Source organism: Flavobacterium sp. CAN_S2 (assembly GCF_015752255.1).
GTDB lineage: Bacteria > Bacteroidota > Bacteroidia > Flavobacteriales > Flavobacteriaceae > Flavobacterium.
In genome coordinates this window covers 153,093-169,481 of record NZ_JADOVA010000001.1, presented here as the reverse complement: position 1 = coordinate 169,481, position 16,389 = coordinate 153,093, and the positions used below count along the sequence as shown (strand labels likewise).

At 32.4% G+C, this 16,389-nt stretch carries 12 protein-coding genes; 1 reads left to right on the top strand and 11 read right to left on the bottom strand.

The genetic code is table 11. The features are described 5' to 3' along the window. Positions 1-132: 132 nt before the first annotated feature. Positions 133-1,245 carry a lactonase family protein gene (locus IWX80_RS00745; protein WP_196851757.1) on the top strand — a complete coding sequence of 371 codons (1,113 nt, stop codon included), beginning with the start codon at positions 133-135 and terminating at the stop codon, positions 1,243-1,245. A gap of 60 nt (positions 1,246-1,305) precedes the next feature. Here the strand turns inward: IWX80_RS00745 and IWX80_RS00740 are convergent, their stop codons facing one another. The 11 genes from IWX80_RS00740 to IWX80_RS00690 all read right to left on the bottom strand — a co-directional run bounded on the left by IWX80_RS00740 (position 1,306) and on the right by IWX80_RS00690 (position 16,073). Further along, on the bottom strand, positions 1,306-2,658 hold the full coding sequence (locus tag IWX80_RS00740) for a DEAD/DEAH box helicase (RefSeq protein WP_196851756.1): 1,353 nt from the start codon (positions 2,656-2,658) through the stop codon (positions 1,306-1,308). 88 nt (positions 2,659-2,746) lie between these two features. Beyond that, the gene (locus IWX80_RS00735) at positions 2,747-3,118 is read right to left on the bottom strand and encodes a response regulator transcription factor (RefSeq protein ID WP_196851755.1); all 372 of its coding nucleotides are present in this window, start codon (positions 3,116-3,118) and stop codon (positions 2,747-2,749) included. Between the two features lie 10 nt (positions 3,119-3,128). Then, positions 3,129-5,300, bottom strand: a complete 2,172-nt coding sequence (locus IWX80_RS00730; protein WP_334682173.1) for a DUF4838 domain-containing protein — start codon at positions 5,298-5,300, stop codon at positions 3,129-3,131. Between the two features lie 69 nt (positions 5,301-5,369). Continuing rightward, positions 5,370-6,641 carry a YaiO family outer membrane beta-barrel protein gene (locus tag IWX80_RS00725; protein WP_196851754.1) on the bottom strand — a complete coding sequence of 424 codons (1,272 nt, stop codon included), beginning with the start codon at positions 6,639-6,641 and terminating at the stop codon, positions 5,370-5,372. Beyond that, entirely contained in the window at positions 6,638-8,080 is a 1,443-nt protein-coding gene (locus tag IWX80_RS00720; protein ID WP_196851753.1) for a glycosyltransferase family 2 protein, read from the bottom strand. The genes IWX80_RS00725 and IWX80_RS00720 overlap by 4 nt, the downstream gene beginning before the upstream one ends. Then, positions 8,080-9,141, bottom strand: coding sequence for a HEAT repeat domain-containing protein (locus IWX80_RS00715; protein WP_196851752.1), 1,062 nt, complete (start codon positions 9,139-9,141; stop codon positions 8,080-8,082). Before IWX80_RS00715 ends, IWX80_RS00720 begins: the two co-directional genes overlap by 1 nt. Before the next feature lie 329 nt (positions 9,142-9,470). Next, positions 9,471-10,736 (bottom strand): YaiO family outer membrane beta-barrel protein, encoded by a 1,266-nt coding sequence (locus tag IWX80_RS00710; RefSeq protein ID WP_196851751.1) that lies wholly within the window; start codon positions 10,734-10,736, stop codon positions 9,471-9,473. Continuing rightward, the gene (locus tag IWX80_RS00705; protein WP_196851750.1) at positions 10,733-13,123 is read right to left on the bottom strand and encodes a sulfatase-like hydrolase/transferase; all 2,391 of its coding nucleotides are present in this window, start codon (positions 13,121-13,123) and stop codon (positions 10,733-10,735) included. Before IWX80_RS00705 ends, IWX80_RS00710 begins: the two co-directional genes overlap by 4 nt. A gap of 19 nt (positions 13,124-13,142) precedes the next feature. Then, the gene (locus IWX80_RS00700) at positions 13,143-14,573 is read right to left on the bottom strand and encodes a glycosyltransferase family 2 protein (RefSeq protein WP_196851749.1); all 1,431 of its coding nucleotides are present in this window, start codon (positions 14,571-14,573) and stop codon (positions 13,143-13,145) included. Positions 14,574-14,575: 2 nt separating this feature from the next. Continuing rightward, positions 14,576-15,679: a hypothetical protein gene (locus IWX80_RS00695; protein ID WP_196851748.1), complete on the bottom strand. Its 1,104-nt coding sequence runs from the start codon at positions 15,677-15,679 to the stop codon at positions 14,576-14,578. Between the two features lie 25 nt (positions 15,680-15,704). After that, complete coding sequence (locus IWX80_RS00690) at positions 15,705-16,073, bottom strand: response regulator transcription factor (RefSeq protein WP_113633359.1); 369 nt, start codon at positions 16,071-16,073, stop codon at positions 15,705-15,707. Between the last annotated feature and the right edge of the window lie 316 nt (positions 16,074-16,389).

Sequence of the window (16,389 nt, the reverse complement as noted above, 5' to 3'; positions counted from 1 at the left end):
AATTTTATTAGTCAAAAATACAAATTTGTTGACAGTTTTAGTTGAAGTTGTTATAATTTTTCATAGGAATAAACAATTGACATTCATTATGGATATAATGTGTATTTTAGCTTTTCAATAAAATTTAAAAACATGAAAAAGCCGTTTGCTATTGTTCTATTAATTTTCATTTTTACAAGTGTTCAGGCACAAAAAAATAAATTCAATTTACTCATTGGAACCTACACTCAAAGCTGTGATAGCAAAGGAATTTATGTATATGATTTTGATTCAAAGACAGGTGATTTCAGTTTTAAAAATGCGAGTGAAAAAGTTATAAATCCAAGTTATTTGACGGTTTCAAAAGATAATAATTTTGTTTATTCTGTAAATGAATTTGGTGCCGAAAGTACGGTAAGTTCTTTTAGTTATAATCCAGCAAGCGGAAAATTAGACTTAATCAACAAGCAAAGTTCAAAAGGTGCTGATCCTTGTTACATTATAAACGATGATAAAAATGTAATTGTTGCCAATTATTCTGGTGGGAATATTTCCATTTTTGGTAAAAATAATGATGGAAGTCTTACTGCAGCAAAGCAAGTAATCCAGCATTACGGAAAAGGAATTAACAAGCAAAGACAAGAAGGTCCTCATGTGCATATGGTTCATTTTTCCCCAGATAAAAAGTTTGTTTTGTCCAATAATTTAGGGAATGATAAAGTGTATTCCTATGGCTATAATACTAATGCTGAACATACTGTTTTAGAACTGAAAGATAGTATTTCAGTAAAATCGGGTAGTGGTCCCAGACATTTGACATTCAGTAAAAATGGAAAGTTTGTTTACCTATTACAAGAACTCGACGGTGCGTTAACGGTATTTAGTTACTCAAACGGAATATTAAAGAAGATTGATGAAACGACTATTTTAGCTAAAGATTTCAAAGGAACGTTCAGTTCCGCAGATATCCATATTTCGCCTGATGGGAAGTTTTTATATGCGACTAATCGCGGTGAAGCCAATAACATTACAATTTTTAAAATTCTAAAAAACGGAAAATTACTATTGAAAGGACAAACCAGTACTTTAGGAAAAGGACCTAGAAATTTTGCGATTGATCCAACGGGTAATTTTCTTTTGGTAGCACATCAATATACCAATGACGTGGTAATTTTTAAAAGAAGTAAAAAGACCGGATTACTAATTGATACTGGAAAAAAAATAGCATTATGCTCTCCAGTTTGTTTGGTTTTCACAAAGAATTAAATAGTATGATTCAAGAAAAAAGGCTAAAAATAATTGTTATTTTTAGCCTTTTTTACTTTACTATTTGTTCTTGTCTTTTCTCTTTTTGTCTCTGGTTTTTAGCATGTTTCTATTTACAGAACCATGTGTTTTCTTTTTGGTAACACCAGGTCCACCTAAATTGACTTTCTTGTTCTTTTTACTTTTCTCTTGAAAAGCGCCATCTCCGTCAAGTTTCTGTTTTTTCATCAAAAACTTAATCGGTTGTCTGTCTTTTTCAGGTTCGATTAATTTGGATGAAACTTCAACGGTTTCCGGGAAAGGCTCAATTGGCAATTCCATATTCATCAGTACTTCGACCTCTACTTTGAACTCTTCTTCACGAGGCGCAATAAAACTTATGGCGGTTCCTGAAGCATCAGCACGACCAGTTCTACCGATTCTGTGCATATATAATTCTGGCATTTCTGGCATTTCAAAATTGATTACGTGTGTAATATTTGAAATGTCTAAACCTCTGGCCATAATGTCAGTAGTAATCAAACCACGTAAATTTCCTTCTTGGAACAAAGCCATCGTACTCAAACGATAATTTTGTGATTTATTAGAGTGAATTACTCCAAACTGACCGTCAAAATCTTCTTCGATTCGCTCTAGAACCATATCCGAAATCTTTTTATTATTGACAAATACTAGAACACGACTCATGTCCTCGTTATTTTGTAACAAGTGTTTCAGAAGGTTTATTTTGGTATTGAAATTAGGAACTTGATAGGACAATTGTTTGATATTTTCCAACGGTGTTCCTGAAGCGGAAAGCGTAACTTCTTCTGGATAATCAAAATAATCATTCAAAATTGCATCTACTTCATCCGTCATCGTAGCCGAAAAAAGGATGTTTTGACGTTTTTTTGGCATCATCGCTAAGATAGCGGTCAATTGCGTACGAAATCCTAAATTTAGCATTTCATCAAACTCATCGATTACCAGTTTTTGCATCTCTTCAAAACGAATGACATTGTCCAGTGTTAAGTCCATGATTCTTCCTGGAGTTCCCACAAGTATGTCGCATCCTTGATAAACGGTCGTTTTTTGAGTATTAATATTTACACCACCAAAAATTCCAATAGTTCGAACCGACATGTATTTTGTCAGTTTTTCAACTTCTTCCACAACTTGAACAACAAGTTCACGTGTAGGAACCAGAATTACTATTTTTGGAGTATGTCCGGGAGTGAATTTATATAGTTTTAACAAAGGCAATAGGTAAGCAAATGTTTTACCGGTACCAGTTTGAGCGATTCCCATCATATCTCTTCCGGACATGATCACAGAAAAAGTTTTTTCCTGAATTGGAGTGGGAGTAGTGAATCCTAAATCATCAATCGCTTTTTGTACGGATTTCGGAAGGTTGAATTGCTCAAAAGTAGTCATTTGCTTAAATTTTTTGCAAAGATAGTCTTTTTGAAAGTAATGCTCAAAATCAACATTTTTCTGGCGCTATTTCAGGATCATATTTGAATTAATGATTTAGTAATCGCTTCACTCGTAATACTAATTCGTTTGGATTAAAAGGTTTTGCAATGAAATCATCGGCGCCAAGTTTAAATGCTTCGCTAACAGAATGTTCCTCTTCGCCCAAAGCAGATAACGCAATTATAGCTTTATTTTCGTAATTACTTTTTACAAAGCTAATTACTTCTAATCCTGATTTATACGGCAATAATAAATCAGTGATTACCATATCAGGATTTATGGTGTGTAATTGTTCAATAGCACTCAGACCGTCTCTAATTACGCTCAACTGATATCCTTCTTTATTTAGTATGAATGTGAGGATCTTAATCATTAACTCATCATCTTCAATAATTAGTATTTTTTTATCGCTGTTCATTTGAGCTATTTTATTTGTTGTAAAGTTCAATCTCATCAATCATTACCATCGGTTTTTTGTTTTTCCGTTTTCTCCAACTTGGTAAATCTTCCTGATTCTGTACGACCAATTTTATTTTTTCAAAAGTGCTGAAACTTTTATCCGTAATCTCTATTTCATTAGTTTTTACTTCATAATTTTCTACTAAATTTACGAATTTTTTTTCAGTTATCAGGTTCCATTTTTTGTTTTTATATCCAAATATTGTGATTTTTTGTGGTAGAAAAATCCAATTTCTTTGATTATCTAAAAAGTGCATCTTTATAAGATTAAAATCTAAATTTTTTGTAAATATCTCTATTTCAGGATTGTTTCCATACCATCCTATCCAGTTGATGTTGTAATCTTTGTGGCCATTTATTCCATCAACAAGTCCAGCACTTCCTTTTCCTGAGTATTCTGTTGCTGGCGGTGTCAGAAAATTAATTTCTAGTTTTTCTCCAAGATGTGTTGCCGTATTTTTAGTTATTTCCAACCAATTCTTGTAATATTGGTCAGGTGATAATCCGTCTTCGCTCAGTTCGTAAATTCCAAATTCATTGCATGCCTCAGCAAATTTCGACACTCTTTCATTGAGGCCGGGTTTTACTTGCTTTTCACCATTTGCATTGACGATGAACATCCCGTGTTGTTCTTTGCCGTAATACTTTGATTGCTCAAAAAACACATATTCTAATGCAAGACGTAATTTTTTTACTCGGGAATATAAAACAGGATCTTCATTCACGGATACGGAAGCTTCATCTAGTAATTGGTCGTATTCATCCATCGCTTTTGGAGATAGAAAGGTATTTCTACTTTGAATAGGTCCAGAATAAATGTCTAATGTACGATTCGAATTTTCTTGGTTTTTGGACAAGAGATTTAAATATTCTTTAATTGAGGACGCCGCATTTCCGTAAAAACCTCTTAAAAAATCATCGGTGGTTGCTTCGATATCTATTTCGGCATTCCATAATAATTTGGCTAAAAGATATTGTCTTAGTTCCGAAAAATCTCCGGGAACATCAGCGTAACCTTGAACAAATAATCCTTTGACATTATTTTGTTTGAAAAGTTTATAATTATCTGAAAAGGTATTGATGTTAGGAAATGGAGATAAATAGTTTGAAAATTGCACCGTATAATCCCATAAATACAAGTTGGAAGCCGTTTTGCCCCAGTTTTGTAATATTTTGATAAAGGATTTGTTTGCAGGATCGTTCTGTATCGATTTTCCTCTGTTCAATTCGATAGGGCAAAATAAAGTATAAATATTAGATTGAATTTTTAGATTAGTAGGTGCTTTGTAGGTGTGTTGATACGCCAGTGTTGCAATTTTTGTTTTCGGAAAATGTTTTGCAATTTTATTCATGAAAAAGTAAAGAGAGCCTTGCGGTCCTCCATGTTTTTCATTCAATGATTTGCATTTATCGCACTCACAGTATACGGCATCATCATTTTGACTGACTGATATAAATGATGCTTTTGGATTGTCAGCAATAATTTGAGTCATTTTTTTTATGACCTTATTAACGACAGTTTCGTTAGTCATACAAAGCGATTCCGGTCTTCGTTTCCCTTCGTATAAAGCAAAAAATTCAGAATTTGTTTTGAAAAATTCTTTTGCTGGTAAAAGTGTATTAAATGAGTGACCCCAAATACTGAAATCGTCCAAATGCCAATCTAATTTATGCCAATCGCGGAAATCATCATCAAAAGCATCTGGATAAAAAAGTACCCGATATTCAAATGAAGGATTATGTATTTGAGTTGTATTTTTTGGGAAAACAACACGATTTAATTTTGGAATATAAAGATCTTTCGAAGTAAATTTTCTAAATCCCCAATTTTCAAGTAAAGTATAAACGGCGTATCGAAGCAGTTTTTCATTGGCTGCAGCCAAAAAAATAGCGGTATCATTACTTTTTATGCTAAAATTATTTTTGTCCTTTTTATTTTTCGAATTTGTAATTTCGAGATGAATAGCTGCTTTCAATTTTCCATTATTTTCGCTATTGCCTTGAATGATAAAAGGATTGGAAAAGCTTTTGTCTAAATACTTTTTTAAAATATTTGCAGCTGGTTTTGCATTTTCGCTCATGAATTGAATAGCATTTTCCTCCCCAGGTTTATTCTCAATAATAATGTTAGATTGAGCCATAGTTTTGAAGTTAAAAAGAACCAAAAAAAACAGAAAGTAAATCAAGTTCAGCTGTTTATTAAACATATTCTAGAATTTATATTGGAACATTAACGATAGCTCCAATTCATTTTGTGTTAAGTTTCGAACGTATTCTTGTTGATTATAGGTGAGTTGAATTCCTATAATGTAATGATTGTTGAACATGTTGTAATATCCGGCACCTATGCGATACGAATCTAGTGAAATTCGCTCTTTGAATTGTCCTAAAGTAGTTCGCTCTTCTGGAGAAGAACCATAACCAGAGGTTAAAGTTACGTAATCAAATCGGGTATCAAAATAATACCGCATAGTCAAGGTTACTGCAGGATAGTACTCTTGTTGGTCTTTTTGAATAAAAGTTCTCAGATTAATCCAGTAGGATGCTATGTATTTCCCGAGACCAATAACTACAGTATTAAATTCAGTGCCATCTTGGGTTTTTAAATAACGGAGACCTAAATCGCCTTCCCAACCTTTTTTAAAATTCTGATAAAAAGAATACCCCAGTCTTATTTTTGGAAAAACAAGATCGTTACTGAATGCTGCGCTCACATAGGAATAATTGTTTTTGCCGGTAAAAAAATACGATTCGGCTTCATATTGAATTCCATTTGCAATACTTTGCCCAGATGACAAGCGATCAGCATAATTAATTCGTCCAATCAAAGAACCCCACTGACGCTCCCTTATGTATTGAAAACCCAGTAAATGCCAAGGGCCATAGCCCTTTCTGTCGAAAGTGGTAAAACTGTAATTGATACCTGCTCGATCTGATTTGAGCTTTGATTCCAGCTGATAAATAAGTTGTGTTACGGCATCATCATTTGGATTTTTTGCTTGTAATGTTTTTAAATATTCATATTCTTTTTTTCTATCCTTTTGTAATTGGTATACAGTGAGTTTTTTTTGTTCGAAGTTTTTATTTTCAGGATGTTTCGCAATGGCTTGGTCTATTGTAACTAAAGCGTTATTGTAATTTTTATCTTCTAATTCAAGATTGATTAAATAGTTGAAAGTGTCTTCATTGTCGGGATTTTTTTCAATATAATAGTTGTAATAATACCTAGCGCTGTCTCTTTTTTGAAGTAAATCATAGTTTCTTCCCAAAAGTAAATAGTAGTCTAAATACGCAGGTGCAATTTTTTTTCCTAATAAAGCTCTTTCAATGTTTTTTTCATAGTTTTTGTTGGTTTGCATGTCTTTTATAATAACCGTGAGCAGACTATCAGAATCAATTTTTTGAGCTGATAAATCTGGGGTAGACAGAAACAATAAAAAAATTAAAAAACTGGCTGTATTCAAAATTTTGTTTAGAATCATGATGTTACTTTTTCAGTTGTTGCAAATCCTTTTCGAATCATAACGCCCCATTTTTGTTCTGTTTGTCTAAAAAAGAACCAATAACCCTTTAATGATGCGTAAACATTCAAAGGATGGTATACAAATGGTTCTATAATGGCCATGAAAATTAAGATTGTTAATTCTTTGTAATTAGCATAGCTTTTGTACAATAAATCATCAATTAGGATGGATATCAGCGTAATCAGTAAATAAAATATATAGACAAACAAGCCCATAGTGACCAGATATTCGATATTTATGGAGTGGTTCAAAAATCCTACAATCAGTGCTATCACTCCAAGTAATTCAACTATTGGTACTAAGAATTCGAACACAAAGAAAAAGGGCAAAATCAAGAATGCTGTTTTACCATATTTGGGATTTAAAAACATTTTTCGATGCAGGAACAGCGTTTGAACAAGTCCTCTGGCCCATCTGGTGCGTTGTCTTAGCAATACTTCTCTTGTTTCTGGAACCTCAGTCCAGCACAAAGATTCCGGAATGTATTTAATTAAGAATTTTTGCTTGTTTTCATGCATGTGCTTTCTCATTCGGGTGATCAGTTCCATATCTTCGCCTAACGATTTATGCCAATAACCGCCTACTTTAATGGCTATTTCTTTGTCAAACATTCCTAATCCGCCAGAAACTAAAAGTAAACCGTTGATTTGGCTCCAAGCCATTCTGCCAAAAAGAAACGAGCGAACATATTCTAATTCCTGAAATCTGGGATACCAGTCTTTAGGGAAATGCACTTTATGTAAAAATCCATCTTTTACCTCACAGGAATTCGATATTCTGATTCCGGCACCCGTTGCAATTACTCGGGTTTCATTTTCCATAAATGGCTTTGCTAATTTTAGTATTGTATCTCTTTTGAGAATACAATCGACATCAGTACAGAGAAACAAAGGGTATTGTGACGAATTTATTCCTGCATTGGATCCATCCGCTTTACTTTTTCCGTTTTCTTTATCCACGACCATAAGTTTAGAATATATGGGATTAGTAGATTTATAATGTCCCCGAACGGGTTTGGTCACAATTTTTTCCTGATAATAGAAATCAATTTTTACTAATTCAAATTCCGTGATCAATTTGGTTAACGTGTCATCTGTACTTCCATCATTGACAATAATGATTTCATATTTTGGATACGTCAGTGACAATAATGATTTTACATTATAAACGATGCTCACTCCCTCATTAAAAGCGGGCGCAACAATGGATACGCCTAGCAAATGATTTGATCTTGTAAGAATATCTTCCGAAATATATTTTTGATACCTAAGATGTTTTAGTATAGCAAAATAGGAAAGAATGGACAGAACAACGTAGAATAAAATATAGGTAAGTGAGAAAAGTGAAATGAATATTTCATAATAATGGATAAGCTGATATGTGAGACTGTTTATCATTATAAGTATATTTCTCTGACATGCTTTGTCATTTTTGTAATATCAAAATCATTAGTTGCTACTAAATCCAGTTCTGTTTTGTCTATTTCGTTCAGGCATGCAACCGCTTTTAGTTTTACATCTTTATTGGTCGCTTTCCGAATTGTATTTTCTAAAAAAGGAACTATACTTTCATCACCTATAACCATTAGTGTTTCTAGAATTTCTAATTGAATATCGGGAGATACTTTATTGAAAAGTTGTATCAAATCCGTTTTAGCCTCTGTCAGAAACAGCTCTCGAATCGCTATAATTGCCTCTTTTTTTAAAGTATCATCATCATTGTAAAGTAATGCAATAATTCCTTTGGCCTGTTTTCTATAATTGTAGTACACCATTATTTTTAGCCCTAATTTCGTGACTGACTTGTTTTCTGTTTCAATCCATTCATCAATATTTTTAGGAATAGCTATTTTTTTTTCATGTAAAACATCCATTATTTTTATCATGTTCAGATGCGATATAGCGGACGATTGTTCTTTCAAACTTTCCATGTGATTTTCGGATAAGGAAATGTAAGCCATGTTAGCATTAGACCGAATCACAATATTTGGGTGTCTCAGATAAGGTTTTATCAAAGCACTTCCTTTTTTATAATCTAAAGCCTGAAAATGATAAAAGCCCTCGCATTTATAAAAACTTCTAAAATCACGGATTAATCGTGCGGAGTATTTATCAAGATTCAAAGCTTGGTAAAAAACATTGATTTGTTCCGCTGCTTTTCCTTTTAAACTGTGCTTAAAACGAATCATGTCATTGATGATCATTTCTTTGCACCAGGTTTTATGCAGCGGTATTTTTTGTTTAAAGAGAGATAGTTTAGTCCTGAATTTTTTGTCGTTCCGATCTGAGAGAATGATTTCCGTCAAAAAAGTCTCTGCTTTATTGCTTATTGCTTCTCTGCGCGGTTTGTTGTGTTCGTAGCGTATTCTTTTTAACAATAAAAAAATTGTCAATAATAAGGTAGAAAACAATAGGAATGGAATAATGTAATATTGCAGGTAGTTAGTTATTAAGTCCATGATTAGCAGTATTTTATAATATAATATTACAAATAAAATAAAGGGTAAAGAAATATTTTCGACGTAGTACAATTAAATCCTTTAAAAAGACCTAAACCCAAAAAAGTAGTTTTATTTTCAACAGAATTTGCTTTTTTTATAAAATTCTGTAGTTTAAAATTTGGGAGAGGAATTGCTTTTTAACAAATCTTAAAACTGAATTTTGTATTCAATTTTTAATACTAATTTCGTGCTAAAACCTATACTTAGTATAATTCATTGTAAATAAAAAATCCTTCCTTTGAGTGTACAAAAGAAGGATTTAAAAAGTCAAATTAGAAGTCTATTTTTTATTTAAATTTCAATTCCCATGAAAGCGCTAATGAATAAATCCAAAAGAAATTCCCTTGATCAAATATTATTTCTTGGTGTGAGACTGCAAATTGTGCTCCCCAAGCGTTTTGTTTATTTGCAGAGGTAAAATAATAACCCATATTGATTCTTTGAGATTCTAAATCAACGAATTTTGCCGCGTTTTCGTTGATGTTGAATTGATTAATTTCCGGAGAAAACCCCACACTGACAGCTACACCTAAATAGTTATCAGCATCGCTTCGGTATTTTCGGTACGTGAAAGTTCCGGATTTGCTGGTTCCTGTTTCTCCCGGAGTAAAATAAGGACGGAACGATAAATAACTGTTTCCTGTGTACCAGCCTATTGATCCTGTGTAAATATTAGTTGTAGTACTGTACTTTAAGGTTCGGAATCCTAATGAAACTTCGAAGCTTTTAGGCAATGATTTGAATAATTCAGCGCCATATTTTATGTCAGGAAACAGGAAAGTATTCGCAATCCCAACATTTACATACGCATAAAGCCCTTTGGCAATTTTTGGATATAAATCCACTTCATATTGCAGTCCATTTTCGTTGAATCTCCTGTTATAATTTACTCTTCCTATAATGCTTCCATATTTAGTTTGTCTCCTGTACATCAATGCATAATATTGCATTGGATCAAAAACATCGGAATAAAGATCTACCGATGCCGTTATTCCAATGGCATTTCTGCTCAAGCCATTGTTTAAAGTTGCTTTATAATCTTTGGCTTTCTGATCGTCAGGATTTTTCTCTAATGCTAACTCAATTGTGCTTAATGCTTCTAGCGGATTATTTGTGTTTTCTTGCGCACTAGCTTTCAATAACAGCAGCTCGGAGTCATCAGGAAATGTTTTTAAAGCGTTATTTGTCATATCTATTGCGGCATACGGCAAATCAGCCCACAATTCATTTTTGATGGCAGCTATCCAAGTTGGTTTATTTTCTTTGTCTTTCTCGAGAACATAATTAAATTCTTTTCTGGCTTTTTTATATTCACCGTCCCATGAATATGTTGTTGCCAAAAATGATCTTATATCATGATAATCAGGATATTTTGTCAGGATAAATAATAAGGTATCCTGCGCTTGTTTCCGTTGTAGGTTAAAAGCTAAATTACGGGCATTTTCGAAAGAAGCGTCTGGATCGCCATCAAATTTAATTTCTTGTCCTGACATTTGAAAGCTACCAAAAAATACGACTAGAAAAGTTAGTTTTATAATTATTTTTGCCATCATTTTTTTAAGGATTTTTTAAAATTTGAGTATTCTTTATTTTTAGGATATAATGCCAGAAGGCTATCTATCATTCTGTTTGAATCTTTAAAATTCTGCATTCTATTGTATGCTTGAGCCAGTTTATAACCCAATTCCGCATCATTTATTTGATTCCCTAATGCTTGTTTGCCAATAGCTACTGCTTTTTTATTTTGGCCTGACCACCAATACACATCCATCAGTGCTAAATAGGAATCCCCATAAAAAGGGGTTCTGCTGATTACTTCCAATAATTCTTTTTCTGCATTTTTATAATCACCATCCCAAGCTAATGTTCTGCCTTTCAATGTTCTAACGTCTCCATAGTTAGGAAGGTCATTCAAAATATAATTGCATAATAATCGTGATTTTTCCCGCTCTTTTTTGAATGCTAAATCTCTTGCCAAAAAGAAAATCTGATCGCGATCCAGTCCTTTTGTTAGTTTTTTAATGGTCGAGAATTCTTCTTCAGTAAATGTATAGGTAGGTTTATTAAAACTGGAGGCAGCATTAGTAATTTTATTTTTTGTAGTCAAATAAGCATTTAATTTTTTAAAATCCATAAAAGAACTGCTTACTGTTTCCGTCATATCATTGTCCGTTTCACTCAGATTGAAATTTTCATCAATTTTGAACATATTTCCATCCGAATAGAAATAATCTTTATAAATATAATCATTGATACTTCCTTTATATCGCATCAACGGAATACTGTGAACGTTTCTAAATTGTCTTACAGTGTCCAGTCCCTGACCAAGCCAGGTTGTTTTTTCTAATGGATTGAATTTGTAATTATTGGTTAAAAAAGAAACTAAACTAGGCGTTACATCACTATGCGAAGAAATGGATTTGAATTTTGCCGTTTTCTTTAGCATCGGGCTATAAATGTAAAAGGGAACATGAAAACGCGATAAATTATCTTTTTGCGGAACCGGAATTAGCCTGTGATCACCTGTGATTATAAAAATGGTGTTGGCATAATCAGGTCGCTTAGCATAGGCTTCCATGAAATTTTGGATAGAATTATCGGTGTACAGCAAACAAGCAAATATGTCTTTATATTCATTCAGTTTGTTTTTTTCGAAATATGATTTGGTTTTTAAAATGCCTTCTACTTTTTCTAAATACGCTTTTTTAGAAGGGAAATCAAAGGGTTCGTGATTAGTAAGCGTCATTATAATATCCAATCTGGGTTGCTTATTATCTTTTAATTCAGCTAATGTTTTACGATATATTTCGGCATCCGGATAACCCCAAGAAAAACCACCGGCATTCTCTTTTGTTTTAACATATCCAGGACCAAATTTATTGATATCAATAATTTTATCAATACCATTGTATTCTAAGAAATTACTTTTTCTATCAAAACTGGATTCATCACCACAAAAATAATTAGTAGTGTAACCATTTGATTTCAGAATACTGATAAGTGAATTGTGTTTGGGTAAAGGATTCAATTCCATGAAACCGTTTTCGCCAAACGGTAATGAACCTATTAAAGAAGGTAATGCGCCAAATGTTCGGCCAGCATTACTTACAAAGTTTTCCCAGTACAGCGATTTCGATGTCAAGGAATCCAGATAAGGCGTGAAACCATTATAGTCACCATCATCCGTAAAATCACTTCCCAATCCTTCAACAATTATAAAAACAACATTTGGTTTTTCTTTACTAATATTGAAAAATGGAGCCAGAACATCCTTAGTATTTAATGCGGATTGTTCTAAAGGATATTCCTTTTTAAAAGTAGTATTCCCTTGAGAAGCCAAAGATTTATCATTTTCAGCTCGGATAATGTCACTCAACAAAAAATTTAATTTGTTTTGAGTAGCAGGCTTATGGCTTCCTGCGAGTACTAAGGTCAAACTCCCAAAGAAAAATATAACTACAAGTAAAATTTTAGGGTTGATTTTATGTCCAAAGAAATGTAACAACCAATTGAGTCCTAAATAGACAAGAGGCAAAATAATAAAAGGTAAAAATAAAAGGAATGAAATGGACAAAGATGCAGTCACAGTAGTGTACATATCACTCAAAGAATACCCCAAAAGATCTGCGCCAAGATTGATATGAGTTGTCAGGCTGTATCCTATTAATCCAAGTTGAATGAGTGCAATAACCGAAAATAGTACTTTGATGACAATTATTCCTAAAGAATTTTTGAGGTATTTTAATACTAAATACAACGGAAAAAACAATAATCCGATTACTGTTCCCGTGAAAAAATCATTTAATATTTTATAGGCGAATGGTAGTGTGTCAAAATTTTTGAATACTTCAATTAAGCTTAATAAGCAAAAAACAAGGATTAACGAAATCGTTGCATATAGGTATTCTAAAATGTCTTTATAAGTAAATTTTATTTCCATTTATCGGTGGTTTATTGTTTTATGCTTTTGTCATTCCTTTTCTGGTCATTTCTCCCCATTTCTTCTTTTTGTTAAAATAGTAATCTATATTTCCTCGAATTGCGGCATATAAAATAAAGGGATGTGTAACAATTGGTTCTAAAAAAGCAATCCGTAATAAACGAAAACCCGTTCCTTTCTTTTTATACTGATGGTACGTTAATTCTTCGGTAATTAAGGCTATCAGCGAAAAGAAAACGGTAAATAAGTAAGCTAAAGTAATAAAGGCAAAGGAATAATCCCATCGCACAAAATTAAATAAAATAAGGATTCCAAAATAAAACAGACCAACTACTTCGATTACCGGAGCCAATCTTTCGAAAAAAAACCAATACGGATAACTTAGCATTCCAAGGGCTTTATATTTTGGATTAAACCCAATTTTTCTATGTCTTCTCAAGGTTTCTATTGTTCCGCGAGTCCATCTGTTTCTTTGAGAAATAAATATTTTATAATTATCAGGAGCTTCGGTCCAGCACAACGGATCAGGAATATAGGCTACTTTGTATTTTTTTTTCAGCTCTTCCATGTGGCCTCTCATTCTGACTACAAGCTCCATATCTTCGCCTACAGTTTTAGTGTCGTAACCGCCAACCCGAATTGCAATTTTTTTATCAAAAAGACCAAAAGCTCCAGAAATAACCAACAAACCATTGAGTCTGCTCCAAGCCATTCTTCCTAATAAGAAAGCACGAATGTATTCTAGAATTTGTCCTTGCTCTAATAGTTTTTTAGGAAAATTAACGTCATGTAATTTACCGTCTTTTACAACGCAGGAATTCGAAATTCTAATCACTCCACCGGCAGCAATAACTCTTTTGCCAGTCGTTTCCAGAAATGGTTTTATCATTTTTTGAAGTGAATCTTCTAATAGTAAACAATCAACATCTATACAAGCTACATATTTACTGTTGCTTATATTAAGTCCCATGTTCAAAGCGTCAGATTTTCCTCCGTTTTCTTTATCTACAATAATCAATTTTTCAAATGCGGGATTTGTTGATTTGTAAATCCCTTTTCTGAGAGGTTTGGTCGGAATTTGTTCGTTGATTAGGTAATCTATTTGTACCAAGTCATAAACTTCAATCAGTTTTTCTAAGCTGTCATCTTTGCTTCCGTCATTTACTATAATTACATCATAATTTACATAATGATTAGACAATAAGGAACGCACGTTTTCAACGATATTCAAACTTTCATTATACGCTGGTGCTATGATGGAAATAGAAGGTGAAATGTTTGAGGACATTATTTCTTTGTAATTAACAAAGCTATTTTTCCGTTTGTATTCAACCGTTTCCACAGCAGAAATTGCTGCAAGTACAAGATAAGATCCTATTGCCGCAATACTGTAAATAAAAAATAAATAATGAATTATCTCAAGAATAATTTGATACGTAGTTGCTCCCATATTTAATTATTTTCGATAAAATTTACGATTCTCAAAAATTTAGGCTCTGAAGACTCAAACTTAAGAAGATTGAATCTTTCTCTGTTGAGTACTTTTAAAATTTTTAAAGTAGAGACCTTAATTTCAAAAATTTCGTGATGGATGTATTTCACTACAAAAGATTCGTCCGTTTGTTCATACAAATCCTCCATCATTTTAAAAAAAGCAATTTGCTCCTCCGGACTACGTTCTTCTATATTATTTTTCAAAATTTCTTTGGCTTCCAAAGCATTTAAATAACTTAATACATGTATTGATTCCAGTCTGATTTTTTTATTAATGTGGTATAACAAATTAATGAGTTCGTCTTTTGCTTCGAACTGATTGTAGATTTTAGCAAGTTTCAAAGCAAAAATGATAACGGAATCATTAGAAGAATTCAACCAAGATTTGATGTTGGAAATATTTTGGTTTTCCATTCGTTGTAATACTTCTAATAATTGAATCTGGTCCCACTCTGATAATGGCGTTTCTAAAACATCTAAAAAATCCAGTCCTTCAAAATAAAATAAATTGACCATGTACAATTGCATTTCTTTTCGGACCTCACGTCTGGGATGATTGATGTGAACAATAACTTCATCATGTGCTTCCTTCACATGGAATTGCTTTAATTCCCGGATTCCTTTCGCAATTACAAACCACTTTTCATGTTTTAATCGTGATAAAGCAAAATGGACAAGACCCGTATGAAAATAGAGTTTCTGAATAGATTCAGCAATTTCCCCTGAAATTTCATTTTTTAACTTCAGCAAAACACCAATTAAAATTTTTCTTCTAAAAGGGTCTTTAATACATTCTTTTAATTGATTGATAATTACTTGTTGCTCTGCGCTGATTTCCTCTTCTTCATTTCCAGAATACAAATAATTAATAAGAGAAGATTCATAATCATTTTCTAATTCAGCTGTTATCCTTTCTTTTTTTCTTAAATGTGCCCTCAGAAATTTTAGATAAAGAATTAATGGAATGATAATTATAAAAAACACAACACTAATACTCCATGCTACTTGAATAATAGATGGTGATTCATTAAAATAATCAATCAAAAAGTAATTTATATTCATAAAATAATCTGGGCAATTTGAACTATTAACGCAATAATCTTTTTACTCTAATGACAAGTTCATTGGGACTTAAAGGTTTACTCATAAAGTCAGTAGCTCCTAAATCAAATGCTTTAAGGACTATTTCCTCTTGACCAGCTGATGAAAAAACGATGATTGGAGTTTTCATGTTCAATTTGTTCCTTACATGACTGATGACCTCTAAACCGCTGATGAATGGCATCATAATGTCAGTCAAAATTAATTCTGGACTGTGTTCTTCGATTAAGTCAATTGCTTCTTTTCCATCCACTGCAGTCAGGATTTTATATCCCTCTTTTTCCAATCTGAATTTTAGCAATAGCAAAAAAATAGAATTATCTTCTGCTAAGACAATTTTTTTGGCATCACTCATGGTGCATTAATTTTAGTTTTGGTAAAAAAGTAAATGATATATAAATAAAAATTGATTGGTAGAAGTTTGTAAGCTCTGCAATTTTATTTTGTAGTTTCTCTTTTAGTAATTTGTTCATCATGGATTGAATCTCTAATTTGTTCTATTTAGGAATACCAAATAGGAATGATTGATCTAACATCTATACTTACGAAAAGTCAGCAACAATAGTTTCTGACTTTTAATTAATTAATGAAGTTATTTACAACTTGTGGGTTTAAGTAAATTGTTAAAGTAACACGCAAAGATTATACCCATTGTGTTGAAGACTTCATTA